Source organism: Xanthobacter luteus (assembly GCF_040049235.1).
Taxonomy (GTDB): Bacteria; Pseudomonadota; Alphaproteobacteria; order Rhizobiales; family Xanthobacteraceae; genus Xanthobacter.
Map to the genome: position 1 here is coordinate 520,069 of NZ_JBDZDO010000001.1, position 25,935 is coordinate 546,003.

Genomic DNA, 25,935 nt, shown 5'->3' on the forward strand with positions numbered 1-25,935 from the left:
ACCGCTCCTAATATGACTACCAGTAGTCATATCATGGGGGCCCGTTGGAGCAAAGAGGGGCGGCAAAGCTCCTCGCTGCCTCTGTCCCATCAACGAGGGGCCACGGCCAGCTCCTGCAGCGGTCGCTCCTCGAGACCGAAGGCCTTGCAAGCCTCGGCCCAATCCGCCTCGTCTTCCCTAGTCACTTCGTCCCATTCAACGTCGTCGGGCCACAGGCCGCATTTCCCCCACCCCTCGCTCTGCAGCATGTCCGCCAACGCCCAGGCCGGCCGAAGAACCCGCACGGAAACGCGCTCGCGGTAGACGCCCTTCTCGATGGTGGCGAACCACTTGTCGGAACGCGGCACGATCTCATAGGACTCCACCTTGAAGACCGAGTAGCTGGCTTTGACTGCCGCGGTCGGGCGCGCCGGGATCTGTGTGGTCCAGCCGGCTTGCCGAAGCGATTCAACTCCGAAAATCACTGCCGAGGGCATCGCCTTGACGAGGGCCTGCTCCCAATCGGGGTACTGGCTCTTCACGAGGTTTGCGAACACATCACTGTGCCCGCCCAGCCCCTTTACCAGCCCGCGGCGCTTCCACAGGTAGAGATATTGGGACGCCGTCTTCGAGGTCCACTGGAACCGGACCGTCAGGTCGGCGCCGCGAAACACCGCCGGCAAGTGCTGCAGCCGCTCAAGCGCGGAGGTGTTTTGACGCCTCGCCATTGGCACACCGCATCTTTCTCTAAAGATTTTTAGAGAAGTTAAGCCGGTGAGCCCTCCTGTTCAATCCTCTGGCCCTGGATAAGAGCCGCCGGCCTCAGGGCCGAAAGCCCCCCGGCTCCGGGGTCGGGTCGAACCCCTCAAGGCGATCGAACAGCTCCCCCGCGAGATCGTCGCAGACAGCCTGGACGCCGGCCCAATCGTGCCAACGGGGATCGAGGTGCCTGTACTCGGTCAGATCGATCTCGCTCAGGTCGAACGACTGAGCGTTCGTGATCTGCGCCAGCAGCTGCTGCAGCGGCGCCCCCCTCGCCCGCCGCCGCCAAGATCGACGATTGCGACAAGCCGACCGCGGAGCCGGGTTCTGTGGTCCGTCACGCCACGATCGGAAGCGAGGGAAACTGTCACCCGCAGCATGTTTCTCACTCAACGCATATTTGGTCAGCATGACCGTTATTCTCTTCATCGGCGTGGCGCCGGCTGCGCATCCTCGTGGCTGGGCGTTGGCGCCTGCGCGCGGCCAAGCGCCTGTTGCACCTCGTCCCGATTCGCAAGCACGACGTGCTGTTCGCGCCCTGGTCGATTCTCTTCGTTGAAGTCGAGATTGAGCCGCTTCAGCAAATAATACAGGAGCGCAAGACGCACCTTCATGCCGAGTCGTGCGTCCGCCATCCCGTAGTCTTGCGCGATAACCCGCTGCTGATCCTCGGTGAGGCCAGGATGGGGCTTCAGCCAGATCGTCACGAGCTCGTTCCAGGCGGTATCCTGCTCGCGAAGCGCCCCGGAGGTGTCGCTCGCCCGCGTGCCCAAGATTCGCGGCAGCAGGAAATCCTTGAACGTATGGTCGATGTGGCAAAAGGCGCGGACATGCCAGCGGTGGCCGTCATGGGCGAATGCGTGGGGGGTGATCCACCGCCATATCGGCTTCGGCCGATTCGCGGAGAGCGATTGGTAGTGGATCTCGATCGACTGGCGGCGCCGCACTGCCTCGAGGACGAGGCGCAGGACCTTGGCGTCGCTATTCCTGCGGGGTAGTGGCAGGGCGTCGAATTCGGGGATCCGTGAGAGCCACGTTTCCTCCAGGCCCATCATCCCGTCCGCCATCGAGCGCAGATAGTTCAGGTAGCGGTCGGCGTCAGGCTTGAGGAAGACCGGCTTGAAGGAATCGCTCGCGAAATAGCGTTTCAGGCTTCGATCGTAGCGAATGTTCGCGCTGGCCAGCTCTTGGTAATGGCTGAGGTCCTTCGAGGCCTGCGGCACCGACACGCCAAAATAGCGTGTGATATCGGCCCGGTTGACGCCCCCCTCCCAGAACAGCCGGAACTCGATGAATTCCAGCCGCTGCTCCACCCCCCAGCGCAACTCTGCCGCTTGCCTTGCCATCATGCTCCCTGTGGATGCGTAGCTAAACTAGATTGACCGTAAAACATGATCCGTATAGTTTCGTAACCTAATCGGGCTCGCGCCGTCAATCTCTGAAACCTCATGGAGCCGATTCCCATGGCTGCGAAGGTGCATTTCTTCCCCCTCGGCAATGCCGACACTGTGCGCCTGGACCTCGCGGACGGGCGTAAGGTGCTGGTCGACTACGCTGACATGCATTGCCCCGATGACGAAGAGGACCTCCGCTGCGATCTCCCGGCGGAGCTGCGTCGCGATCTGGCGAAAGCGTGCCGCAACCATTTCGATGCCGTCTGCATCACCCATCTCGACAATGACCACTGCACGGGCTTCGGCGAGTTCTTCTGGCTCGAGCACGCTAAGGCCTATCAGGCGGACGACCGGATCCGCATGACCGAGCTCTGGGTTCCCGCCGCCGCCATCTGCGAAGACGGCCTCGACGGCGATGCCCGCCTCGTGCGGCAGGAGGCACGCCACCGCCTCAAGGAAGGCAAGGGCGTTCGGGTGTTCTCCCGTCCCGCGCGCCTCAAGGAATGGTTCGACAAGAACGGCATCGACTTCGAGAGCCGCAAGCACCTGATCGTGGACGCCGGCACCCTCGTCCCCGGCTACACCAAGGAAGGCGCGGCGCAGGCGGAGTTCTTCGTCCACAGCCCGTTCGGCTGGCGGCAGGATTCTCAGACCGTTATCGACCGCAACCAAGACTCCGTCGTGATGCAGGTGACCTTCCGCGAAGGTGGCAACGACACCTACGCGTTCCTCGGCTCCGACGTCGACTATGAGAGCCTCTCCGCCATCGTCCAGGTCACCCGGAAGAAGGGGAATGACCACCGGCTCCTGTGGGACCTTATGAAGCTGCCCCACCATTGCTCCTACCTCTCGCTCGGCCCGGACCGGGGAACCGACGAGACGAAGGCCGTCCCCGACGTGACGTGGCTGTTCGAGACACAGGGGCGCAGCGGCGGCATCATCGTCTCGCCGAGCTGGCCGATCCCGGCCAAGGGCTCGGAGGAGGATGACGACGTGCAGCCGCCCCACCGGCAGGCGGCCAACCACCACCGCCGGGTGACCAGGAACCTCGGTGGCCAGTTCACCGTGACGATGGAGAACCCCTCCAAGGCGCGGCCGGCGAGCTTCGGCTACGAGATCACCGCCTTCGGTCTCGCGGCCATCATCGCGGCGCCCATGGTCAGCACCTACGCCGCTGCCAGCACCCCGCGGGCCGGCTGATGACCGTGGCGTCCTGGCTCCACACGTTCACCGAGGCGGTCGACGGTGCCAGCTTTCGCCATGCGATGGCCGGAGCCGTCGTCGACTATCTCGGGCGTTATGCGGCGCAGGCAGGCTCCTTCGTCGAAGGCCGCCGGCGGGGCGAGCAGGAGCTCGTTATTCTCGACCTCATGACCGGCGCGCCGCAACGGCCCTTCTATGCGATCCACCGCAGCGAACTCGTCGGTCTTCTCTTCACCAAGGACGACGCACAGCCGCTGGTCATGATGCTACGCGAGGATTTCCCGGACACCGAGCACCAGCTGCTCGTCCCCGAGGGATGCCCGGCCGCCATCTGCATCGACGACCGGCCCTGGGCGGAGGCGCGGCTGACCTGGACGCCGGCCGAGCTCGTCGAGCGGATTCTGTCGTGGTTCCGCCGCGCCGGGCGAGGCGAACTTCACGACGCGCGGCAACCGATCGACCCGGTGCTGATGGGCTCCGTCCTCAGCTTCTTTATCCCGCGCTCGCTGCTCGACGCCGATCCGGTCCCCGATCTTATCGCGGAGATCGATTCCGCCGACGCATCGATCCTGCAAGTGAAGCGCGCCGAGCCCGGCAAGCTTCCCGCAACCGCCGAACCCTTCTCCATTGTGACCTATTGCATCGCACCCGAGCGCATGAAGCGGCTCCGATCAGCGCCCGACAATCTGGCGAGCCTCGCAGCCATCCTGGATGAACGCGGAATTGAGCTCCTCGACGACTTGCGCAAGCGGCTTGGGGGCTGGCTTGCCGAAGGGGAAGCTGCCGCGTGGCGGCTCAATGGACGCTTTGCCATCATCCTCGAAATGCCGATCGTCTCGCCGCGAGGCGAACAGCTGGAGGGCCTGGACCACCGCGCCTTCGTAACCGCCCACACTGCCGGCGATGTCGCCGTTGCGCTGGGCATTGCCGAGCAAGCCCCTGCCGGGGTGGGGAAGGTGGGTTATGCGTGCATCATCGGAGCAAGCCCGACGGCAACCGAGGCCGCGATTGCCGCCATCGAGGTGCAGTGCGCCGAAGTGCATCTCGCCTTCGAGCCGGATTTCGCCGCGCGCCTTGCCGGACGCAGCGCGCCGGACATGCGAAAGGCCGTTCTCGTCGGCGCCGGAGCCATCGGCGCGCACGTCGCCGACTGCCTTGCGCGTGAGGGCCGTTTCCGGTGGACCATTATCGATGATGACCGGCTGCTGCCGCACAATCTGGCCCGTCACGTTTTGCGCCGCGGCGAGGTCACCCAGCTGAAGGCGAAAGCGCTCGCCGATCACCTCAACGCCACGCTGGCCGGTCCGCCCTGCGCCACCGCCATCCCGGCTAATCTCTTTGCCGGCGGGGACAACGGCAAAGCCATTACCGCGGCCCTCGACGGGGCCGACCTCGTCATCGATGCGAGCGCATCGGTCCTGGCGGCGCGGCACCTCTCCGACCTTGAGGTGCCGGCGCGCCGCGCGAGCGTCTTTTTCAATCCGACGGGCGATGCCGCCGTGCTGCTCGCCGAGCCCGCCGACCGTGCGCTCACCCTGCGCGATCTCGAGGCGCAATATCTCGGGCTCGTGCTGCGCACCGAGCATCTCGGCGAGCACCTCGGAAAGGAACCCGAAACCATCGCCTACACCGGCGCGTGCCGCGCCATCACGAACCGCATTCCGCAATCGCGCGCCGCCGTGCTGAGCGGTCTTGTTGCCGGAGGTCTGACCGGTGCCCTCGATACCGACGCCGGCGCGATCACCATCTGGAGCCTCGCACCCGACGGGAGCGTGCGGGTTGACAGAGCGACGCCGGAGCCCGTCACGCGCTTCCGCGCCGGCGAGTGGGAGATCGCGTTCGACGCCGGCCTCATGCGGCGCATCCATCGCATGCGCGACGCACGGCTGCCCACCGAAACCGGGGGCATTCTGTTCGGCCTGGTCGATATCCCGGCCAAGCGCATCCACTTGGTCGATGCGTCGCCGGCGCCCCCCGACAGCGACGAGCAGCCCACGGGCTTCGTGCGCGGCGTTGCCGGCGTCGAGGAGCTGATGGACCGCGTACGCCAGAGGACGGGCGGTCAGGTCCGGTATGTCGGCGAGTGGCATTCCCACCCGCCCCGGAGTTCGGCGCGCCCGAGCACGACCGACGGTCGACAAATCGACTGGCTCGCTGCTTTGATGGGCATCGACTCCATGCCAGCCCTGATGGTGATCGCGGCCGAGCGTGAGGCCGCTGTCATCTTCGCCAACGAGCGGGCTGAAGCCATCCCGCACCGCCATGCGGCATAGACGGGGACGGCACAGATGACGGAGCCGAAGATCGGCCTTGCTCTTTCCGGTGGCGGGTCGCGCGCTATGGCCTTTCATCTCGGCTGCCTGCGCGCGCTGCACGACCTCGGGATCCTTGACCGGGTAAGGGTCCTGTCGACGGTGTCCGGCGGCAGCGTGATTGGCGCGCTCTACGCGGCGACCGACGCGCCGTTTCCGGAATTCGAAGCGCGTGTGCGTGCGGTGCTCGCACGCGGGCTCGCCGTTCCAACCGTTCGCGCCGCGTTCCTTACGGGCGAGGGGGTCAAGGCGCTCGCATGTTCGCTTCTCCTGGGGGGCGCCAACCTGGTCTTCCTTGCGTGCACTTGGCTCGTCTGGCTCGCTGCGTGTCTCATGCCGGCCAATGCGCGCCCGCGCTGGCGGACGGACAACTGGCACCTGCCTTTCCGCCGCTTCGCGAGCCGCACCACGATCTTCCGCAAGGCGGTCGATCGCGAGCTGTTCCAGGGCCAGAAGCTCTCCGATCTACGCGGGCGCGCACCGCTCCTGATCATCAATGCGGCTGAGCTCCGAACGGGATCCGCCTTCTATTTCTCCCCCAAAGAGTCGGGGTCCTGGCGCCTTGGCAAACTCGCTCAGCCCGACATTACGCTTGCACATGCGGTCACGGCTTCGGCGGCCTATCCCTTGCTTCTGCCGGCACTCGATGAAGATCTTCCCTTCGACAAGCGCGATGGCGCGCGCCGCATGGAGAGGATCACCCTCACCGATGGGGGCGTTTACGACAATCTGGGTTTGTCTCCGCTCTGGCCAGATCGCGAGTCCTCGATCAGTCTCAACGTGGAGCCGGTCGACACAATCATTTGCTGCCGGGCCGGGTACGGGTTGCGCCACGATCCGCCGAGCCAGTTCATGATCGCGCGGATGAAGAGCGCATTTGCCTGCATCCACGACCGTGCGCAGAACGCTGCCATGAAGCGGCTGTTCGAGCTGCGAGACGCGGGCAAGCTCCGCGCGGTCGTGGTGCCCTATCTGGGGCAGGACGACAGCAGGCTCAAATACCCGCCGGCCGATCTCGTGACGCGAGAAGAGGCCTATGCCTATCCGACCGATTTCTCGGGCATGAGCGATGAATGGATCGACCGCCTCGGCCGCCGCGGCGAGCAACTCACGCAAGCCCTCCTAGAGGAGCATGCGCCCGAACTTCTGCCGGGTTCCGCACCGATCCCCACGGCGGCCGGCTGATTGCCGGATCGCAAGGGCGCAGCTGTCTCGATGAACCGCCCCTAGATTCCTGGACGCCTTCTTTCCGAAGGAGGCTCCGACGGGCAAAGCGAACTTCACCGACTTCAAGCGCGACGCGGTCGTTCAGATCACCGAACGGGGCTAGTGCCGCCTCGGCCGTCTGCCACATCTCCACCTTGACCTTGACGGACCCGATCAGGTCCGGGCCGCCGATCGACACGATGAAGGCGTGAGGATTGCGCCCATCCTTCGCCTTGCCCACCTGCAGCTGCGCCCCGTCCGGCAGCCAGGGCAGGCCATCGAGGCCTGCGCGGACACTATCGGCGATCGGCCCCAGCTTGAGCGCGGAGCCGACGAGAAAATCCAGATCCTCACTGAGGCGCGGAGAGCCGTGAACCAGATGGAGGCTGGTCCCGCCTCTAAACACAAAATCCCCCGGCTCCCATCGACGGGACTCCATCAACGCATTGAAGATCACGACGTGCAAAGCTTGGCGAAGATTGAACATCTCAGTCGCCAGCTGCCGCTTCGCCATCGGGAGCACCGGATCGAATGTTTCTCTAAAGATTTTTAGATAAGTTGGGCCGACGCGGCACCCCGTTCAAGGCCCTGACATCAAAGATGGCCAGCAGCTTCCCGGTGTCCCTTACGGCTGAAAGCCGCCGGGCAACGGGGCCGGCTCATCCCCACCAGGCCGATCGAAGCTCAACCGCGAGATCGTCGCAGGCAGCCTAGATGGGGGTCAAAGCTGCGTGCTGCACAAACCACTCACCTCCCGCCATCGTCCTGCGCGATAATTAAGAGACCGGATTCGGCAAAAGCACGAATGGCCCGCGCATAGCGGAGATATGATTACCATCACAAATTTATAATAATCGATTCAGAGTGAAAAATATAATAGTACTACACGCGACGTTAACATCGAAATAAGCAATAGTGTATACAGCAATCCTGCGCGACTACAAAGAACAGACGACGCAAGATATCTTCTTTTTTCACTATCAACACAACTCTCCCGACTAACAGACTCGCGCCCCGTTGCGCGACCAACGAGGGCTGATCGCCAGACGTCACGAGCCGAACGGTATCCTAATGGGATCCACGATATCATCCGTTGTAATCCGATGATATCCGATGATATCCGATGATATCCGATGATATCGGGGAGGTCGATGAACCTCGATAAGAGACGATAAGAGCTGATCTGGTTCACATAGGGCATTCTGCTTAAGTCACGGATCCTATTTTCACTTCATAACTTCGACATATATTGACCGAAAAAATCCGCGCTGCACGCCTCCCGCGAATGCTCCGTTTAAAAACTTGACATGCGTCTGCCGACGCGGCTTTCATTCGTTAGCCGCTCAGTAATGACCGCAGTCGAGCACACCACCAATTCGTCCATGCGTCCACGCGCATGATGGAGGCATGGACGGGATGATGGTGTACTCTCCCTCGGGTTTGCATTTTTTGGGATGGACCGTTGACATGCGATCACCGGGTCGAGTCATCTATCGCGATTGCAAAATACTTCTGCGTAGCGCGAAAGAATTAGGATTCAAAAATCCCATATTGGAAGTGCTACCTGACGGAACATTCGTACTTATCGCTGAAAATATGGTAATCTCTTCTGAAGTACATCTGAAAAAATTCGACGAAGAACTAAATCCTTGGGACGATGTTTAGGTAGATGATAAATAATATGCCCCACCGCAACCCGCCTCATCTATCTCGCGATGTTGATCGGCATGGAAACACTTGCTGGTATGTACGAATGCCAGGAAAAAGGAAGATCCGGATCAGGGAGGAGTACGATAGCCCAGCGTTCTGGACGGCTTACCGCGATGCGTTGACGGGAACATATAAGCGAAAGCCCAAAGGGTCGCGGCCTGAGAAAGAGCCCGCGCATACCGGCTCCCTTCGGGAGCTTTGCGAGCGATATTTTGCGAGCGGCGACTTCCGTAAAAAATTGGGGGACTCAACCCGGCGCGTGCGGCGCTCGATTCTCGAGCGCCTCTGTCTTGAGACAACCACTGACGGCACCCTGATCGGCGACCTCCCGTTCAAGTCGATGCGTCCCCGACATGTCCGGATCTTGCGTGACAAAAAGGCCGAAACGCCCGGGGCGGCCGACTCTGTGGTCAAGGCACTCCGCCGCCTCTTTCAATTCGCAGTGGAGGAGGAACTGGTCGACACGAATCCCGCCACGCAGGTAAGCTATTTTGGTCCCGTTCGACCGGAAGGCATTCCCGCCTGGAGCAGGAAAGACGTCGAAAAGTTCGAAGCCGCACACCCGTCGGGCTCGATGGCCCGTTTGGCGCTCTTGCTTTTCATTGAGTTCGGTCAACGAATTTCGGACATCCACCGGCTGGGTCCGTCCATGGTTGAAAACGGAAAAATCACATTTACTCAGTGGAAAAATCGGAGACGTAAACCGGTCAAACTTACCCTGCCGATCAGCGATGGGTTGGCTGAGGTCCTGCGGAGGCTCCCACCGGAGCAAGAGACATTTCTGGTAAACGAATGGGGTCGCCCTTTCAGTTCGGCCGCCTCGTTTGGAAATCGGTTTCGCGACTGGTGCAAGATCGCTGGCCTGTCGGGCTTGTCCGCTCATGGGTTGCGGAAGTACTTTTCCTCCACTCTCGCGAATGCGGGGGCAAGCACCCGCGAGATCATGTCCTTCACCGGTCACCGAACCTCGAAAGAAGTAGATCGTTACACCCGATCTTCGGACCAGGAGCAGCTCGCGGAATCAGCGGAGCGAAAGCTGTCCGCGCTCAAACGTGTCCCACTTCGGTCGGCAACAGCCGAGGGTGGGACCAAAATCAACCCTAAGCCCTTGTCGGAAAAGGCTTCTGAAGAAGCGATGGTGCCCAGGGGCGGAATCGAACCACCGACACTGCGATTTTCAGTCGCATGCTCTACCAACTGAGCTACCTGGGCGTCCGGGGGCGGCCGCGGGGGCCGTTCGGAGCGGCGAGTGTATAATTTGCTTCGCCGGTGCTGTCCATAGGGGGCGGGTCATCGCGCCCGCGCCAAAGCGCGCCTGTGGAAAATTGGTTCGGCGCGCTGCCGAAGGCTCGCGCGGCCGGCCCTTCGCTCCCCGTCTTCGCTCCCCTTCGCCCTGACCCTGCTTCTGCTCCATCCCCGTTCCTGCGCCCGCGTCCGCGCCTTTGCCACCCCCTCGCCCCTCTCCTCGCCCCGCCCCTTCTCCTTCTCCACCCCCTCGCCTTTTCCTCTGGCCCTTCTCCGCCGCCACGGCCTTCGCCTTCCCGCCGCGCCCGCTCGCGCCCGCCCTCGCCCTTCGCCCCTGACCTTCCCGCTCCGCGCCGGCCCTCGACCCCTGCCTCTCCGCCCCTTCGCCCCTGCCCTTCCCTGAGGCCCCTGCGCGTCCGCCCGGGCGCGGCATGCAGTCCAACGGTGCCAAGCGGGCGGGCGGCGGCGGTCGCGAGCGGCACAGCCCCGCCCGCCGGCGCCGGCGGGCTTGGCCTCACCCCGAAAAGGGATGCCTTCGAGGACGCAAGCTGGCAATGTAGCCACAGCGCCGGCAGGCCGGCGCGCGACGAGGGCGAGGGAGCGCGACGGTGGCGGAACGCAAGGCGCGCGGGGCGGGCGAAGCCGCCGATGTCATCGACTACACCACCGGCTCGGGCGCCCCGGCCGCCACCTCCGCCACCCTCGAGCAGGCGCTCGGCGTCCAGGTGCGCACCATCCGCCGCCAGCTCGACCTCACGGTCTCGGACCTCGCCGGGGCCGCCGGCATCTCGGTGGGCATGCTGTCGAAGATCGAGAACGGGCAGATCTCCCCCTCGCTCGGCACGCTGCAGTCCATCTCCAAGGCGCTCAACGTGCCCATCACCACTTTGTTCTCCGCCTTCGAGGAGCGGCGCGACTGCTCGTTCGTGCGCGCGCGCCAGGGCGTGATCATCGAGCGGCGCGGCTCGAAGGTCGGCCACCAGTACGAATTGCTCGGCCACGGCCTCGGCGGCGACATCGTGGTGGAGCCCTATCTGATCTCGCTGGAGGCGGGCGCCGCGCCTTACACCCAGTTCCGCCACGCGGGGGTGGAGTTCATCTACATGCTCACCGGCGAGGTGCTCTACCGCCACGCCGACCGCACCTATCATCTGCGCCCGGGCGACGCGCTGATGTTCGATTCCGGCGCCGCGCACGGGCCCGAGAACCTGGTCGTCACCCCCATGACCTACCTGTCGATCATCGTCTACGGCCGCGACGGACGTTAGAGCCCGCGCCGATGAGCTTGCACCGCAAGCTGATCGGACAACGCGTTCTCTTCCATCGATTTAGGGCGCGATTCGCCGATCGAATTGAGTCCCTTTGATCGGCTCGCGCGCGAAGCCCGCGCCGCCTCGCAGCAAGTTTCTTGCGGCGAAACTTTTATTCTTTCGCATTGACGCCACCGACCGGCGGGCGTACCAGTGGAACCGAGGCCGCGGCAGCGGCCCGGCAGCGCGGCTCGAGGCGCCGCGGCCACGGATCGGAGCCAGTTCAGCGCCATGTGCGGCATCGTCGGAATTTTCCTCAAGGATCAGAGGCTCGAGGGCGAGCTCGGGGCGATGCTCGCCGCCATGCTCTGCACCATGACCGGGCGCGGACCGGACAGCGCGGGCTTTGCGGTCTATGGCGCGGGCACGCCCGGCAAGGTGAAGCTCTCCTTGCGCGCGGCGAAGGGGTATGACTTCCCCGCCCTCGCCCAGGGCTTGAGCGTGCCGGCGGACGGCGTGCCGGCGCTCGCCATCCGCGGCACCCATGCGGTGATCGAGGTGCCCGCCGCGCGCGAGGCCCTCGTGCGCGCCTTCCTGGCCGAGCGCCACCCGGAGGTGGCGCTGGTGGGCGCCGGCAGCCGCATGGAAATCTTCAAGGAGGTGGGCCTGCCCTCCGCGGTGGCGCAGGCCTTCGACCTGCCGTCCATGCGCGGCACCCACGGCATCGGCCACACCCGCATGGCCACCGAGAGCGCGGTGACCACCGCCGGCGCCCACCCCTTCTCCACCGGCGCCGACCAGTGCCTGGTGCACAACGGCTCGCTCTCCAACCACAACGGCCTGCGGCGCGCGCTCGCCCACGAGGGCATGACGTTCGAGACCGAGAACGACAGCGAGGTCGCCGCCGGCTATCTCACCTGGCGCATGAAGCAGGGGGCCTCGCTCGGCGCCGCTTTGGAGGCGGGGCTGAAGGACCTCGACGGCTTCTTCACCTTCGTGGTGGGCACCGAGAGCGGCTTCGGCGTGCTGCGCGATCCCATCGCCTGCAAGCCGGCGGTGATGGCCGAGACCGAGCAGTATGTGGCCTTCGGCTCCGAATACCGCGCGCTCGTCGACCTGCCCGGCATCGACAAGGCCCGCGTGTTCGAGCCCGAGCCGGCCACCGTCTATTTCTGGGAGCGCGCCCAATGAACGCCCTCACCCCCGACGTGACCTTCGACCTCGGCGCGACGCCGCTGCGCGAGCTCAACGCCGCGCTCCACCAGGCCACCGGCGAGAGCAACGCCCGCCGCTGGCGGGTGCTGAACCCCAACGGCCGCCACGCGGTCGCCGCGGGGATCGACGCCCCGCTCACGGTCGAGATCGAGGGCAATGTGGGCTATTACTGCGCCGGCATGAACGCGCAGGCGTCCATCATCATCCACGGCAATGCCGGCCAGGGCGTGGCCGAGAACATGATGAGCGGCTTCGTGCACGTGAAGGGCGACGCCAGCCAGTCGGCCGGCGCCACCGCCCATGGCGGGCTGCTGCTCATCGACGGCAACGCCTCGGCGCGCTGCGGCATCTCCATGAAGGGCGTCGACATCGTCGTGAAGGGCTCGGTGGGCCACATGAGCGCCTTCATGGGCCAGTCCGGCACGCTGATCGTGTTCGGCGATGCCGGCGAGGCGCTCGGCGACAGCCTCTACGAGGCCAAGCTGTTCGTGCGCGGCACGGTGAAGAGCCTGGGCGCCGACTGCATCGAGAAGGAGATGCGGGACAAGCACAAGAAGCTGCTGTTCGCCAAGCTCGAGGCGGCAGGCCTTGCCGGCAGCGTCGATGTCGGCGAGTTCAAGCGCTACGGCTCGGCCCGCAATCTCTACAACTTCCACGTGGACAACGTGGATGCTTACTGAGGCGCAGGGTCCCCCTCTCCCCTTGTGGGAGAGGGACGGGGTGAGGGGTGTCGCGCCGCTCGTCCAAGCGGAGCCAAGTCTCTGCTCCGCCGCCCCCTCACCCCCGACCCCTCTCCCGCGAGGGGAGAGGGGAGCAGGCGAGAGAAGGCTCTTCAGATCAGTCCAGTTTTTCGGGTGAGGACCCCATGACCGCCCATTCCAACGTGCCCCGCACCCCGCCGCGCTTTTCGGCCACCTTCGATCCGGCGACCCTGGCCGAGATCCGCCGCGCGGCGGCGACCGGCATCTACGACATCCGCGGCGGCGGCACCAAGCGCAAGGTGCCCCATTTCGACGACCTCCTGTTCCTCGGCGCCTCCATGTCGCGCTACCCGCTGGAGGGCTACCGCGAGAAGTGCTCCACCGAGGTGGTGCTCGGCACCCGCTTCGCCAAGAAGCCCATTCATCTGAAGACGCCGGTGACCATCGCCGGCATGAGCTTCGGCGCGCTCTCGGCACAGGCCAAGGAGGCGCTCGGGCGCGGCGCCTCGCTGGTGGGCACCTCCACCACCACCGGCGACGGCGGCATGACGGCCGAGGAGCGCAGCCAGTCGCGGACCCTGGTCTATCAGTATCTGCCCTCGCGCTACGGCATGAACCCGGTGGACCTCAGGAAGGCCGACGCCATCGAGATCGTCATCGGCCAGGGCGCCAAGCCCGGCGGCGGCGGCATGCTGCTGGGCCAGAAGATCTCCGACCGGGTGGCGCAGATGCGCAACCTGCCCAAGGGCATCGACCAGCGCTCGGCGTGCCGCCATCCCGACTGGACCGGGCCGGACGATCTGGAGATCAAGATCGAGGAATTGCGCGAGATCACCGACTGGGAAAAGCCGATCTACGTGAAGGTCGGCGCCTCGCGCCCCTATTACGACATCGCGCTCGCCGTGAAGTCGGGGGCGGACGTGGTGGTGCTCGACGGCATGCAGGGCGGCACCGCGGCGACCCAGGACGTGTTCATCGAGCAGGTCGGCCTGCCGATCCTGGCCGCCATCCGCCCGGCGGTGAAGGCGCTGCAGGACCTCGGCATGCACAGGAAGGTGCAGCTCGTCGTCTCCGGCGGCATCCGCTCCGGCGCCGACATGGCGAAGGCGCTGGCGCTCGGCGCCGACGCGGTGGCCATCGGCACCGCGGCGCTGGTGGCGCTGGGCGACAACGATCCCCAGTGGGAGGAGGAATACCAGAAGCTCGGCACCACCGCTGGGGCCTATGACGACTGGCACGAGGGCCTCGACCCGGCCGGCATCACCACCCAGGACCCTGAGCTTGCCGCCCGCCTCGACCCGGTCAAGGCCGGCCGCCGGCTCGCCAACTTCCTCTCGGTGATGACGCTGGAGGCGCAGACCATCGCCCGCGCCTGCGGCAAGAGCCACCTGCACAACCTTGAGCCCGAGGACCTCGTCGCCCTCACCATCGAGGCCGCCGCCATGGCTGGCGTGCCGCTTGCAGGGACGGGCTGGATTCCAGGCCAGACCGGCGGCCTCTGAGCCGCCGGCCGGCGCGCCCGCGGGCGCGCCTCGCTCTCCGCGCCCCGACGCCACGCCGGGGCGCCCACCAGCTTCAAAAAAACATCACCCACCTTCCGAGGATGAGACCCATGAAGCGCCAGTTCGAGATCGCGCGCGAGGCGGAGGGGCGCTCCTCCGGCGCCGCCAAGGCGACCACCGACCTTGAGAAGGCCGCGAAGGATCGCGGCATCAAGTATTTCCTCATCTCCTACGTGGACCTGTTCGGCGCCCTGCGCGCCAAGCTGGTGCCCGCCTCCGCCATCGGCGAGATGCAGAAGGCGGGCGCGGGCTTTGCCGGCTTCGCCACCTGGCTCGACATGTCTCCGGCCGATTCCGACATGTTCGCGATCCCCGATCCGGCGAGCCTGATCCAGCTGCCCTGGAAGAGCGAAGTGGGCTGGGTCGCCGCCGACCTCTACATGGACGGCGCCTTGGTCGCGCAGGCGCCGCGCGCGGTGCTCAAGAAGCAGCTCGCCGACGCGGCAAAGCTCGGCTACGAGATGAAGACCGGCGTCGAGTGCGAATACTTCCTCGTCTCCCCCGACGGCACGGCGATTTCGGATGCCGCCGACCGCGCCGAGAAGCCCTGCTACGACCAGTCCGCCTTGATGCGCCGCTACGACGTCATCAAGGAAATCTGCGACGCCATGCTCTCGCTCGGCTGGGGCGCCTACCAGAACGACCACGAGGACGCCAACGGCCAGTTCGAGATGAACTGGAACTACGACCATGCGCTCCTGACCGCCGACCGGCACGTCTTCTTCAAGTTCATGGTCAAGTCCATCGCCGAGAAGCACGGCCTGCGCGCCACCTTCATGCCGAAGCCGTTCCTGAACCTCACCGGCTCGGGCTGCCACGCCCACGTCTCGCTGTGGCAGAAGGGCAAGAACGCCTTCTCCGACCCCAAAGGCGAGCTCGGCGTCTCCAAGCTCGGCTACGCCTTCATCGGCGGGCTGATCCACAATGCCGACGCGCTGTGCGCGCTGACCAATCCGACGGTGAATTCCTACAAGCGCATCAACGCCCCGCGCACCCTGTCGGGCGCCACCTGGTCGCCCAACTCGGTGACCTATACCGGCAACAACCGCACCCACATGATCCGCATCCCGGACGCCGGGCGCTTCGAGTTCCGCCTCGCCGACGGCGCCGCCAACCCCTATCTGCTCCAGGCCGGCGTGCTGGCCGCCGGGCTCGACGGCATCGCCAATGGCCGCGATCCCGGCAAGCGGCTCGACATCAACATGTATACCGAGGGCCACAAGGTGAAGGCGGCCAAGAAGCTGCCGCTGAACCTGCTCGACGCGCTGCGCAACCTGGAAAAATCCAAGGTGCTGGCCGAGCGGCTCGGCGCTCCTTTCGTCGCCGGCTACCTCAAGTTGAAGACCGACGAGTGGAACGCCTATTCGCGTCATCTCACCCAATGGGAGCGGGACAACACGCTCGACATCTGAGGTCCGACACCTTCTTCATCTGCGACAGGTTCGGCAGGCCCCGGTGCGAACACCGGGGCCTGCCCTGTTTTCACCCCAGACAGAAGGTCAATTCCTTGACCTCTTGTTGAGCAGGCAGCGGAGAAAATCCTGAGCTTTGACAATGCTCAAACGAATACTCGCCGGTTTTCTGTGCAGCTCTGCCGACGCGCCTGCACCCAAAGGGTGCGGCGCGGCATTGATCGCGACGTCCGGCCGGGGCCGGCGGGCGGCCGGGACGGCCGCAGACCCGGTGCGGCGCCGGCCGGCGAACGAAAAAGTGTTCCGCAGCAAAAGCTTGCCTCTTCCCCAACGGAAAACGGGACATCGCCCTAGGTCTTCCGCACAGGCATCTGCCTCCCTGGCATAAAAGTTGCTCCACAGTGAAAACCTGGCCCGACCGGAGGGGATCCTGCGGCGGGCTCTGGCCAAAGGGGCAACAGCGTTCGGGGACCAGCATGACAGACCAATTGGCAGCCCTGACGACCATCTTCACGGAGTTCTACTACTTCCTGACGGTCGTCCTTATGTTCTTCATCCACGTCGGATTCTGCATGTACGAGGTGGGTGCCGCTCGGGTGAAGAACGTGCAGCACACGCTGCTCAAGAACACCATGGCGATCCCGCTCGTGGGCCTGGCCTTCTTCCTGTTCGGCATGTGGATTTACATCGCCTTCCAGGGCTGGCCCATCTCCACCTCGTCGCTCAGCTTCACCACCGGCTTCGAGCCCTGGTCCACCAAGATCGCGCCGAACCTGTCGGACCGCATCTCCGGCGTGTTCTGGGCGGCGTTCGCGCTGTTCGGCATGACGGCGGCCTCCATCGTCTCGGGCGCCCTCATCGAGCGCACCAAGACCTCGGGCTTCTTCATCATCGCCATCTATGTGGGCGCCATCGCCTGGGTGATCCCGGCGGCCTGGGGCTGGGCCGGCAACGGCTGGATGGCCCAGTATATGGGCTTCCACGACCAGTATTGCTCCGCGGTGCTGCACTCGGTGGCCGGCTTCGCGACCCTCGGCGTGCTGATCTTCCTCGGCCCGCGCATCGGCAAGTTCGCGCCGGACGGAACGCCGCGCGAGATCCCGGCCCACAATCCCTGGCTCATCACCATCGGCCTGTTCATGATCTATGTGGGCTTCTGGGGCTTTTATGCCGCCTGCCACATCCCGATCGTCGACGTGGGCACCCAGGGCGCGCCCTATTTCACCGCCACCAACATCTATGGCGTGCCGATCACCCTCTCGGGCGTCACCATGAACTTCCTGCTCGCTTTGTTCGGCGGCATGGTCACCGCCTACATGATCTCCAACGGCAACGCCTACTGGACCTATTCGGGCGGCCTGACGGGGCTGATCTCGGCCTCCGCCGGCAACGACTTCTACCACCCCATCATCGCGCTGGTGATCGCGGTGGCCGGCACCATCATGGCCTACAAGCTGCACTTCTGGGTGGAGCGGAAGTTCAAGATCGACGACGCCGTGGGCGCGGTGGCCGTGCACGGCTATTGCGGCCTGTTCGGCGGCATCATCGCGGGCTTCGCCCTGTGGGGCTATCCGGCGGTGCTGCCCTCCGCCGGCGCGCTCGTCACCCTCGGCGAGGGCGCGGGCTGGTTCGGCGTGAACACCGAGGGCCTGCCGGTCATCACCCCGGTCGGCAACATCCTCGGCTCGCTCATGTTCGCCATCGGCTTCGGGCTCATCCCGGGCCTCATCCTCGGCAAGCTGCTCGCCATGTTCGGCCTGCTGCGCGTGCCGGCGCACGTGGAGGTCATCGGCCTCGACGGCAAGCACGTGCACACCACCTACCCGCACCACTCGGGCACGGAAGCCGCGTTCGAGACCATTCAGCGCAAGGAAGCCAAGTTCTGACCGCCTGCGCGTCCGAACCATCCTTCAAGGGAGTATCAGCATGCACACCGGTGTCACGTCGCTCGCGAAGCTGACCGACATGGCGGAGGTCTATCCCTTCGCCGGATACGAGCCGCTCTTCTCGGTGATCGCGCTCGTGTTCTTCGTGGCGTTCATCGCCAAGCAGATCGCCATGGACAAGCAGGCCCACGAGGAGCAGCTCGACCACACCTCCGAGGCGGTCGCCACCCCGGCGGAGTAAAGGGATCGGGCGGCGGCGGCGCCTCCCTGTCCCGCCGCCGCAGCCCGAGACGTCGCGCGGCCCTTCGCGGGGCCGCGCGATTTCGCATGTTCGCAGGCGGGCGCGACGGGCGTCGGCCTCACGAGCCCGGCTGGACGCGGCCCACCGTGAAGATCTGCACACGGCGATTGACGGGATCGGTCGGCTTCTTCGGATCGAGCAGCACTTCCTCGCCGAGCCCCACCGCCTCGAGGCGCGTCGGGTTGACGTTGAACACCGAGACCAGCGCGCTCACCACCGCATCGGCGCGCGCCTGGCTGAGCTTGAGGTTCAGCTCGCGCGGGCCGGTGACATCGGTGTTGCCGGTCACGATGAACTTGTAGCCGTGCAGGATCGGGTTGTGCATGGCATCGGCGATGGCGCCGAGCGTGCCGTAGGAGGACGGCTCGATGATGGACGAGCCGAGCCGGAACTGGATCTGCACGTTGATCTGCGGCAGCCGGTCGAGGTTCAGCGCCAGCGACGGGCGGGTGAGCTGCTCGCCGGGGTTCTGCTCCATGTGGCGGCGGACCATGTCGCGCAGCTGCTGGGCGGTGATGCCCGGCGCCTTGTCGGTCAGTCCCTGGAGGCCGCTGAGGATCTGGCTGTCGGACAGGGCGGTCTGGGCCAGCGCGGGGCCGCTCGCGAGCGCGAGGGCGGCGATGAGCGCGAGGCGGGGCAAAGGCGACGTCATGGCGTTCGTCCTTGATCTGAGGGAAAGGGGCCGCACGATCACCGGTAGCCGGCGTCGGTGATCGCCTGGTTGCAGGCGGGGCTGACGACGCGCGTCGCCTGGAGCAGGCAGGAGAGCAGGTTGCCGTCCTGGGGCACCATGCCGGGGCACAGCCGCGCCGTGTCGGCGCTGCAGATGCGCGCGATCGAATCCTGCGCCGCATCGCGCTGGGCGATGGAGGCCTTGGCGACCGCATAATCGCGCCGGCACTGGGCGCTCACCTGGCCGATCTTCGAATCCATGCAGGCGTGCAGCGCGCCGTTGCCGAGATTGACGTTCGGACAGAGCCGGTTGATGTCCGGCCCGCAGCTCTTGGCGAGCAGCGCGCCCGCCTGGGCGTAGCTCATGGTCTGGGCCTGGGCTGTGCCGCCGGCGCCGGCCAACACCGCCGCAGCCAGGAGAAACTGTGTGATCTTCATGATTTGGCGCTCCGTCGCGAGGAGGTTCGAGGCCCTGAGCCAATTCCAGGAAACGGTATCTTCGCACAGCTTCGCCGCGCCCTCGCCCCGATCCCTTCCGTATGGTGAACGCGGTCGGCGGCGGGGCGGCCGGGGCGCGGGCATCCTCAGGGCCGGCCGGCGCCGGCCTCCCTCCCCGCCGCGCCGCCCGGCGGGTGCAGCCGCGCATCCCGATGGGCCTCCAGCTGGGCCCGGCAGAACGCCGCCACCTCCTTCGGCAGCCGGCCCCATTCCTGGCGCCGGGAGACCAGCGTGAGACTGCGCGCGAAGGCGGGGCCGGGCAGCGGCGCGACGGCGAAGGTCTCGGGATCGAGCCCCGCCTCGTGGATGCAGAGCGGCGTCGTGACGGCAAATCCCGCCCCCGCCGCCACCGTCGCCGCCACCCCGAGCGGGGTGTCGAACTCGAGCCGGCGCGGCAGATCGAGCTTCAGGCGCCGCAGATGGCGCTCCACCTCGATGCCGGTCTTGGACCGCGCGGAAAACCGCACCAAAGGCAGGTCCTGGGCGAGCCGCGCCATGTCCTCCACCCGCGCCGGCGCCGCCTGCCCCGCCGGCAGCATGAGCACATAGGGCTCGCCGACCAGGGCGTGGCGCTCCAGGCCCTCCATCTCCTCGAGCTCGTCCACGCCGGCGAGGAAATCGAGCTGCCGGGTCAAAAGCGCGCTGGCATGGGCAGCGGTGAGGCCGGAGCGGATCGAGACCTCCTCCGCGAGCTCCGCGAGGTGCGCCCCGAGCGGCGCCGCGAGCGCCCGCGTCAGCGAATCCACCAAGCCCACCCGCACCAGCGGATAGCGGCTCTTTTCGGTGTCGCGCAGCGCCGGGGCGATCTGGCGCGCCTCGGACAGGAGCGCGCTCGCCCGCTGGCGCAGCAGCCCGCCGGCCGGGGTCAGACCGAGCGGGCGCACCGAGCGGTCGAACAGCACCGCGCCGGTGCGCGATTCCAGCTCCGCCACCGCCTGGGAGACCGCCGGCTGGGTCAGGCCGAGCCGCCGCGCCGCCCCCGCCATGGCGCCCTCCTCGCACACGGCGAGGAAGATTTCGAGGCTCCTCAGGTCGAAGGGCAGGCTCTCGCCGCGCGCCGCCATGGGCCGGCTCTCCATAGGTCAAACATATAATTGAAAATTATACTAGCTGATGAAAGCGGGCCAGCTATGGTTTCAGGGACGGTCGGGCCGCCTGCGCCCGTGCCCGTTGCCCGACGCGATCACCAAGGCTTCGCAGCGACGCCATGCGCCAACGTTCCGCCCGTTCGGACCTCCCGTCATGCCGGTGAGCTGGTCCCCGCATTATTCGGCCTTCAGCCTGCTGGCGAACGCGCTGACCGGGCAGAAGGGCTGGCGCCCGGCCTGGCGCGACGCCGCCCCCAAGCCCTGTTACGACGTGATCGTGGTGGGTGGCGGCGGCCACGGCCTCGCCACCGCTTTCTACCTCGCCAAGGAGCACGGCATCCGCAACGTGGCGGTGCTGGAGAAGGGCCATATCGGCTCCGGCAATGCCGGGCGCAACACCACCATCATCCGCTCCAACTATCTGCTGCCCGGCAACGAGCCGTTCTACGAATGGTCCATGAAGCTGTGGGAGGGCCTGGAGGCGGAGCTCAACTTCAACGCCATGGTGTCCCAGCGCGGGGTGCTGAACCTGTTCCATTCCGACCCGCAGCGCGACGCCTATGCGCGGCGCGGCAACGCCATGCGCCTTGCCGGCGCGGACAGCGAATTGCTGGACACAGACGGCGTCAAGGTGCGCGCGCCCTTCCTCGACTTCGCCAATGCGCGCTTTCCCATCAAAGGCGGACTCTACCAGAAGCGCGGCGGCACGGCGCGGCACGATGCGGTGGTCTGGGGCTATGCCCGCGCCGCCGACCGGCTCGGCGTCGACATCGTCCAGAATTGCGAGGTCACCGGCTTCCTGCGCGAGAACGGCGCGGTTACGGGGGTGGAGACCACGCGCGGGCCGGTGCGCGCCGGCAAGGTGGCGCTCGCGGTGGCGGGGTCCACCTCGCGCCTCACCCGGCATCTGGACCTGCGCCTGCCGATCGAAAGCCATGCGCTCCAGGCGTTCGTGTCGGAGGGGCTGAAGCCGCTGGTGCCGGGCGTCATCACCTTCGGCATGGGGCACTTCTACATCAGCCAGTCGGACAAAGGCGGCCTGGTCTTCGGCGGCGACATCGAGGGCTATAATTCCTACGCCCAGCGCGGCAACCTGCCGGTGGTGGAGGACGTGTGCGAGGGCGGCATGGCGGTGATGCCGCTGATCGGCCGCCTGCGCCTGCTGCGCTCCTGGGGCGGGCTGCTGGACATGTCCATGGACGGCTCGCCGATCATCGATGTGGGCCCGCTGCCGGGCCTCTATCTCAACACCGGCTGGAACTACGGGGGCTTCAAGGCGACCCCGGCGTCGGGCTGGTGCTTCGCCCACACCATCGCGAACGACGCGCCCCACGCTTTGAACGCCGCCTTCCGCCTCGACCGCTTCAGGAGCGGCCACGTCATCGACGAAAAGGGGGTCGGCGCCCAGCCGAACCTGCACTGATGCGCCCTGCCTTCAATCGCTCCCCCTGCGCCCCCCTGCCGTCATCCTCCGGCTTGACCGGAGGATCCACGGGCCTCCATGCCGCGCGCCCGGCCACGGGATGGGCCCTCCGGTCAAGCCGGAGGGCGACGGCGGGAGAAACGGCGCCGATGCGAAAAACAGCGGCGGCGTGCGGGAGCGCGACACTGCGCTGGCCGGCGGCCGCACCCGGGAAGAGGGCCTGACCATGCGCATCCCCTGCCCCTATTGCGGCGCGCGCGACGCTCACGAATTTTCCTATCTCGGCGACGCAACGCTCGCCCGCCCCGATCCGGCGGCACCGGACGCGATCGATGCGTTCGCGGCCTATGTCTATGAGCGGTCGAACCCGGAAGGCCCGCACGACGAGTTCTGGTATCACGCCGCCGGCTGCCGCCGCTGGCTGAAGGTCACGCGCAACACGCGCACCCACGAGATCCTCGCGGTCGGCTTCGCCCGTGCCGAGGAGACGGCGCCATGAGCCGTCTGCTCCATGGCGGGCTGGTGGACCGCAGCCTCACCCTCTCCTTCGCCTTCGACGGCGCGACCTATCGCGGCCATCCCGGCGACACGCTGGCGTCGGCGCTGCTGGCGAACGGGGTGCGACTCGTCGGCCGCTCGTTCAAGTATCACCGCCCGCGCGGCATCGTCACCGCCGGCTCGGAGGAGCCGAGCGCCCTCGTCGAGCTGCGCATGGGCGCCCGGCGCGAGCCCAATACCCGCGCCACCACCGTCGAGCTCTATGGCGGCCTCGTCGCGGCCAGCCAGAACCGCTGGCCGAGCCTTTCCTTCGACCTGATGAGCGCCAACCAGTGGCTCGCGCCCATCCTGGGGGCGGGCTTCTACTACAAGACCTTCATGTGGCCATCGGCGCTGTGGGAGAAGCTCTACGAGCCGGTGATCCGGCGCGCCGCCGGCCTCGGCCGCGCCGCCGATCGCCCCGACCCGGACCCCTACGAGAAGGCCAACGCGTTCTGCGACCTGCTGGTGATCGGCTCGGGCGCGGCCGGCCTTTCCGCTGCGCTGGCGGCGGGCCGCGCTGGCGCCCGCGTGATCCTGGCGGAGGAGGATTTCCGTCTCGGCGGGCGGCTCCTGAGCGAATTTGCCGCCATCGGCGACGGCCCGGCGCGTGACTTCGCCGCCGCAGCGGAGGCCGAGCTTACCAGCCTGCCGAACGTGCGCCTCATGGCCCGCACCACCGTGTTCGGCGCCTATGACGGGGGCACCTACGGCGCGGTGGAGCGGGTGGGCGACCATCTGCCCGTCCCGGCGCCCTTCGCGCCGCGCCAGCGCCTGTGGCGCATCGTGGCGCAGCGCTGCGTGCTGGCGGCGGGCGCGTTCGACCGGCCCATCGTGTTCCCGGGCAACGACCGGCCGGGCGTGATGTCGGCGCTGGCGCTTTCCACCTATGCCACGCGCTACGGCGTGAGCGCGGGCAAGACCGCCGCCTTCTTCGTCAACAACGACTTCGCGTTCGCCGCCGCGCTCGATGCGGCGGAAGCGGGGGTGAAGGTCGAGGCCATCGTCGACGTCCGCCCCGATCCGGCGCTGGCATCGCGGGCGCAGGCGCTCGGCGTGCGGGTGATCCAGGGCGAGGTGGTGGGCGCCACAGGCAAGCAGCTTTCCGCCGTCACCGTGCGCACCCCCAAGGGCAGCGAGACGCTCAAGGTGGAGGCGCTCGGCGTCTCCGGCGGCGCGACGCCCAACCTCAACCTCGCCACCCATATGGGCGGCCGGCCCACTTATGACGAAACCCTCTGCGCCTTCGTGCCCGGCGCCCTGCCCCCCGGCATGGCGGTGGCGGGCGCGGCGGCGGGCGCCTTCCCGCTCCAGGATTGCCTTGCGGGCGGCGCGCAGGCGGGCGCGACGGCGGCCACCGATCTCGGCTTCGCCGTCCCGCCCGTGAGCGTGCCGCGCGCGGAAGGCGCGCCGTCCGGCATCTGCGCCTTCTGGCACGTGGCGGCGCCCGGCGGCTTCGCCTTCGTGGACCTGCAGAACGACGTCACGGCGAAGGACGTCAAGCTCGCCCACGCGGAGGGCTACCGCGCGGTGGAGCTCTTGAAGCGCTACACCACGCTCGGCATGGCCACCGACCAGGGCAAGACCTCCAACATGGCGGGCCTCGCCATCATGGCCCACCTCACCGGCCGGTCCATCGCCGAGACCGGGGTGACGGTGTTCCGCCCGCCTTACACGCCGGTGGCCATCGGCGCCCTCGCCGGCCACCACCGGGGCCGCGACTTCAAGCCCACCCGGCCGACGCCGACCCACCTGTGGGCGAAGGAGCAGGGGGCGGTGTTCGTCGAGGCGGGCTTCTGGCTCAGGGCGCAGTATTTCCCCAAGCCCGGCGAGACCGATTGGCTCACGACCGTCAACCGCGAGGTGACGGCGGTGCGCGAGCGCGTCGGCGTGGTGGACGCCTCCACCTTCGGCAAGATCGACCTCCAGGGCCCGGACGCAGGCCGCTTCCTCGACCGGGTCTATATCAACACATTCTCGACGCTCGCGGTCGGCAAGGCGCGCTACGGCGTGATGCTGCGCGAGGACGGCATCGTCATGGACGACGGCACCTCAGCGCGCCTCGCCGACGACCATTATGTGATGACCACCACCACGGCCAACGCCGCCAAGGTCTACCAGCATTTGGAATTCTGCCTCCAGGTGCTGTGGCGCGACCTCGACGTGCAGCTCGCCTCCATCACCGAGCAATATGCCCAGATCGCGCTCTCCGGCCCGCGCGCGCGCGACGTGCTGGCGAAGCTGGTGGACCGAGCGGACGTGTCCAACGCGGCCCTGCCCTTCATGGGCGTGCTTGAGACCTCGGTTGCCGGCGGCATCCCGGCGCGCATCTTCCGCCTCTCCTTTTCGGGGGAGCTGGGCTACGAGATCGCCGTGCCCTCGGGCCAGGGCGAGAAGCTCGTGCGCGCCATCATGGCGGCGGGCGCGGAATTCGGCATCACGCCCTACGGCACCGAGACGCTCGGCGTCCTGCGCATCGAGAAGGGTCACGTCTCGGGCAACGAATTGAACGGCCAGACCTCGGCGCGCGACCTCGGGCTCGGCAAGATGGCCTCCACCAAGAAGGACTATATCGGCCGCGTGATGGCCGCCCGCCCCGCCTTCCTGGAAGAGGACCGGCCGATCTTCGTCGGCTTCAGGCCCGTGGACCGCGCCGAGCGCCTGCGCGCGGGCGCGCATTTCCTCCCCGTGGGCGCCGAACCCACCCTGGCGAACGACGAGGGCTATATGAGTTCGGTCGCCTTCTCGCCGACGCTCGGCCATTCCATCGGCCTCGGCTTCCTGAAGAACGGGCTCGCGCGCATCGGCGAGACGGTGCGCGCCTACGATCCGGTGCGCGGCGGCGACATCGCGGTGGAGGTGTGCCATCCGGCCTTCGTCGATCCCGAGGGGGAGAAGCAGCGTGGCTGACATCCCTGCCGCCATCGAGCCCACCCGCCTCCTGCCGGAGGGCCATTACGGCGCGCCGGGGGACGGCGTCGCCGCGCGCCTGCGCGCCGGCTGCTCCGCCGCGACGCTGGCCGCCCGGCGCGGCGCCCTGCCGGCTCTGGCCGCGCGCTTCGCCGAGGCCGGCCTCCTTCTGCCCGATGGCCCGAAGGCCGCCACCGCCGGCGGCCTGACGCTGATCGGCACCGGCCCCGGCCGCTGGCTCGCCTTTGCCGAAGGGGCGCGCGTGCTGCCCGGCCGGCTCCTGCCGCTCGCCGAGGGCCTCGCCGCCGTCACCGACCAGAGCGACGCCAGCCTGCTGTTGGAGATCGCCGGCCCCAAGGTGCGCGCGGCGCTCGCCAAGGGGGTGATGGTCGACCTCGATCCTTCGGTCTTCCAAGCGGGGGATGCGGCGACCACCACCGTCGCCCATGTGAACCTCACCTTCTGGCGGGCGGGCGACAGGACCGGCGACAGGGCGGACGGGACGCCGTCCTACGTCTTCGCCGTGCCGCGCTCGTTCGCGCCGGCTTTCCTGCGCTGGCTGGCGTCGAGCGCCGCCGAATTCGGCTTCACCATGTCGGGTACCGGGCGAGGTTGACGGCGGCGCGCCGCGCGCTTCCCTTCCCGCTTCCCCGTTCTGCCCGAAGGCGC

22 protein-coding genes, 1 tRNA gene and 1 pseudogene are annotated in these 25,935 nt (G+C 67.0%); 15 read left to right on the top strand and 9 right to left on the bottom strand.

Going from position 1 to position 25,935, the window contains the following annotated elements; genetic code table 11:
- Positions 1 to 89 precede the first annotated feature (89 nt).
- The 3 genes from ABLE88_RS02580 to ABLE88_RS02590 form a co-directional block, all read right to left on the bottom strand.
- Positions 90 to 707 (bottom strand): hypothetical protein, encoded by a 618-nt coding sequence (locus ABLE88_RS02580; RefSeq protein WP_348829859.1) that lies wholly within the window; start codon positions 705 to 707, stop codon positions 90 to 92.
- 94 nt (positions 708 to 801) lie between these two features.
- The gene (locus ABLE88_RS02585) at positions 802 to 1,152 is read right to left on the bottom strand and encodes a hypothetical protein (protein WP_348829860.1); all 351 of its coding nucleotides are present in this window, start codon (positions 1,150 to 1,152) and stop codon (positions 802 to 804) included.
- A gap of 14 nt (positions 1,153 to 1,166) precedes the next feature.
- Positions 1,167 to 2,087, bottom strand: a complete 921-nt coding sequence (locus ABLE88_RS02590) for a BrxR family helix-turn-helix transcriptional regulator (protein ID WP_348829861.1) — start codon at positions 2,085 to 2,087, stop codon at positions 1,167 to 1,169.
- 117 nt (positions 2,088 to 2,204) lie between these two features.
- Here ABLE88_RS02590 and mblB point away from each other — a divergent pair, with 117 nt between their 5' ends.
- Genes mblB through ABLE88_RS02605 form a run of 3 tightly spaced genes read left to right on the top strand, consistent with a single transcriptional unit; the run spans position 2,205 to position 6,835 of the window.
- Complete coding sequence (gene mblB, locus ABLE88_RS02595; RefSeq protein WP_348829863.1) at positions 2,205 to 3,335, top strand: anti-phage 6A-MBL system MBL-fold protein; 1,131 nt, start codon at positions 2,205 to 2,207, stop codon at positions 3,333 to 3,335.
- The gene (cap2-3, locus tag ABLE88_RS02600) at positions 3,335 to 5,611 is read left to right on the top strand and encodes an anti-phage 6A-MBL system cap2_3 protein (RefSeq protein WP_348829864.1); all 2,277 of its coding nucleotides are present in this window, start codon (positions 3,335 to 3,337) and stop codon (positions 5,609 to 5,611) included. The genes mblB and cap2-3 overlap by 1 nt, the downstream gene beginning before the upstream one ends.
- Before the next feature lie 15 nt (positions 5,612 to 5,626).
- Entirely contained in the window at positions 5,627 to 6,835 is a 1,209-nt protein-coding gene (locus tag ABLE88_RS02605; protein WP_348829865.1) for a patatin-like phospholipase family protein, read from the top strand.
- Here the strand turns inward: ABLE88_RS02605 and ABLE88_RS02610 are convergent.
- Both ABLE88_RS02610 and ABLE88_RS02615 read right to left on the bottom strand, forming a co-directional pair.
- A complete protein-coding gene (locus ABLE88_RS02610) occupies positions 6,759 to 7,370 on the bottom strand; it encodes a nucleotidyl transferase AbiEii/AbiGii toxin family protein (protein WP_348829866.1) in 612 nt (203 codons plus the stop codon). The two genes, ABLE88_RS02605 and ABLE88_RS02610, sit on opposite strands and share 77 nt — an antisense overlap.
- Before the next feature lie 1,443 nt (positions 7,371 to 8,813).
- A complete protein-coding gene (locus ABLE88_RS02615) occupies positions 8,814 to 9,182 on the bottom strand; it encodes a hypothetical protein (RefSeq protein ID WP_348829867.1) in 369 nt (122 codons plus the stop codon).
- Here ABLE88_RS02615 and ABLE88_RS23775 point away from each other — a divergent pair.
- Positions 9,141 to 9,512, top strand: a pseudogene (locus ABLE88_RS23775) (tyrosine-type recombinase/integrase); the annotation flags it as partial. The gene ABLE88_RS02615 and the pseudogene ABLE88_RS23775 sit on opposite strands and share 42 nt — an antisense overlap.
- Before the next feature lie 190 nt (positions 9,513 to 9,702).
- Here the strand turns inward: ABLE88_RS23775 and ABLE88_RS02620 are convergent.
- Positions 9,703 to 9,778, bottom strand: a tRNA-Phe gene (locus tag ABLE88_RS02620).
- 641 nt (positions 9,779 to 10,419) lie between these two features.
- Between ABLE88_RS02620 and ABLE88_RS02625 the strand changes: the two genes are divergently transcribed.
- The 7 genes from ABLE88_RS02625 to ABLE88_RS02655 all read left to right on the top strand — a co-directional run bounded on the left by ABLE88_RS02625 (position 10,420) and on the right by ABLE88_RS02655 (position 18,078).
- The gene (locus ABLE88_RS02625) at positions 10,420 to 11,079 is read left to right on the top strand and encodes a helix-turn-helix domain-containing protein (protein WP_348829868.1); all 660 of its coding nucleotides are present in this window, start codon (positions 10,420 to 10,422) and stop codon (positions 11,077 to 11,079) included.
- A 273-nt stretch (positions 11,080 to 11,352) separates the two neighbouring features.
- On the top strand, positions 11,353 to 12,252 hold the full coding sequence (locus ABLE88_RS02630) for a class II glutamine amidotransferase (protein WP_348829869.1): 900 nt from the start codon (positions 11,353 to 11,355) through the stop codon (positions 12,250 to 12,252).
- A complete protein-coding gene (locus tag ABLE88_RS02635; RefSeq protein WP_348829870.1) occupies positions 12,249 to 12,956 on the top strand; it encodes a GltB/FmdC/FwdC-like GXGXG domain-containing protein in 708 nt (235 codons plus the stop codon). Before ABLE88_RS02630 ends, ABLE88_RS02635 begins: the two co-directional genes overlap by 4 nt.
- A gap of 185 nt (positions 12,957 to 13,141) precedes the next feature.
- The gene (locus ABLE88_RS02640; RefSeq protein ID WP_348829871.1) at positions 13,142 to 14,479 is read left to right on the top strand and encodes an FMN-binding glutamate synthase family protein; all 1,338 of its coding nucleotides are present in this window, start codon (positions 13,142 to 13,144) and stop codon (positions 14,477 to 14,479) included.
- A gap of 110 nt (positions 14,480 to 14,589) precedes the next feature.
- The gene (glnT, locus tag ABLE88_RS02645; RefSeq protein WP_348829873.1) at positions 14,590 to 15,951 is read left to right on the top strand and encodes a type III glutamate--ammonia ligase; all 1,362 of its coding nucleotides are present in this window, start codon (positions 14,590 to 14,592) and stop codon (positions 15,949 to 15,951) included.
- A gap of 476 nt (positions 15,952 to 16,427) precedes the next feature.
- Positions 16,428 to 17,837, top strand: coding sequence for an ammonium transporter (locus ABLE88_RS02650; RefSeq protein WP_348829874.1), 1,410 nt, complete (start codon positions 16,428 to 16,430; stop codon positions 17,835 to 17,837).
- Positions 17,838 to 17,877: 40 nt separating this feature from the next.
- On the top strand, positions 17,878 to 18,078 hold the full coding sequence (locus ABLE88_RS02655; protein ID WP_348829875.1) for a hypothetical protein: 201 nt from the start codon (positions 17,878 to 17,880) through the stop codon (positions 18,076 to 18,078).
- A gap of 118 nt (positions 18,079 to 18,196) precedes the next feature.
- Here the strand turns inward: ABLE88_RS02655 and ABLE88_RS02660 are convergent, their stop codons facing one another.
- The 3 genes from ABLE88_RS02660 to ABLE88_RS02670 form a co-directional block, all read right to left on the bottom strand.
- The gene (locus tag ABLE88_RS02660; protein ID WP_348829877.1) at positions 18,197 to 18,790 is read right to left on the bottom strand and encodes an OmpA family protein; all 594 of its coding nucleotides are present in this window, start codon (positions 18,788 to 18,790) and stop codon (positions 18,197 to 18,199) included.
- A 38-nt stretch (positions 18,791 to 18,828) separates the two neighbouring features.
- Positions 18,829 to 19,248, bottom strand: coding sequence for a hypothetical protein (locus ABLE88_RS02665; RefSeq protein WP_348829878.1), 420 nt, complete (start codon positions 19,246 to 19,248; stop codon positions 18,829 to 18,831).
- A 146-nt stretch (positions 19,249 to 19,394) separates the two neighbouring features.
- On the bottom strand, positions 19,395 to 20,372 hold the full coding sequence (locus ABLE88_RS02670; RefSeq protein WP_348829879.1) for a LysR family transcriptional regulator: 978 nt from the start codon (positions 20,370 to 20,372) through the stop codon (positions 19,395 to 19,397).
- Between the two features lie 178 nt (positions 20,373 to 20,550).
- Here ABLE88_RS02670 and ABLE88_RS02675 point away from each other — a divergent pair, with 178 nt between their 5' ends.
- The 4 genes from ABLE88_RS02675 to ABLE88_RS02690 all read left to right on the top strand — a co-directional run bounded on the left by ABLE88_RS02675 (position 20,551) and on the right by ABLE88_RS02690 (position 25,882).
- Positions 20,551 to 21,819 (top strand): sarcosine oxidase subunit beta family protein, encoded by a 1,269-nt coding sequence (locus ABLE88_RS02675; protein ID WP_348829880.1) that lies wholly within the window; start codon positions 20,551 to 20,553, stop codon positions 21,817 to 21,819.
- Positions 21,820 to 22,045: 226 nt separating this feature from the next.
- Positions 22,046 to 22,318, top strand: coding sequence for a sarcosine oxidase subunit delta (locus ABLE88_RS02680; RefSeq protein WP_348831067.1), 273 nt, complete (start codon positions 22,046 to 22,048; stop codon positions 22,316 to 22,318).
- The gene (locus ABLE88_RS02685; RefSeq protein ID WP_348829882.1) at positions 22,315 to 25,266 is read left to right on the top strand and encodes a sarcosine oxidase subunit alpha family protein; all 2,952 of its coding nucleotides are present in this window, start codon (positions 22,315 to 22,317) and stop codon (positions 25,264 to 25,266) included. The genes ABLE88_RS02680 and ABLE88_RS02685 overlap by 4 nt, the downstream gene beginning before the upstream one ends.
- Positions 25,259 to 25,882, top strand: coding sequence for a sarcosine oxidase subunit gamma (locus ABLE88_RS02690; protein WP_348829883.1), 624 nt, complete (start codon positions 25,259 to 25,261; stop codon positions 25,880 to 25,882). Before ABLE88_RS02685 ends, ABLE88_RS02690 begins: the two co-directional genes overlap by 8 nt.
- The last annotated feature ends 53 nt before the right edge of the window (positions 25,883 to 25,935 follow it).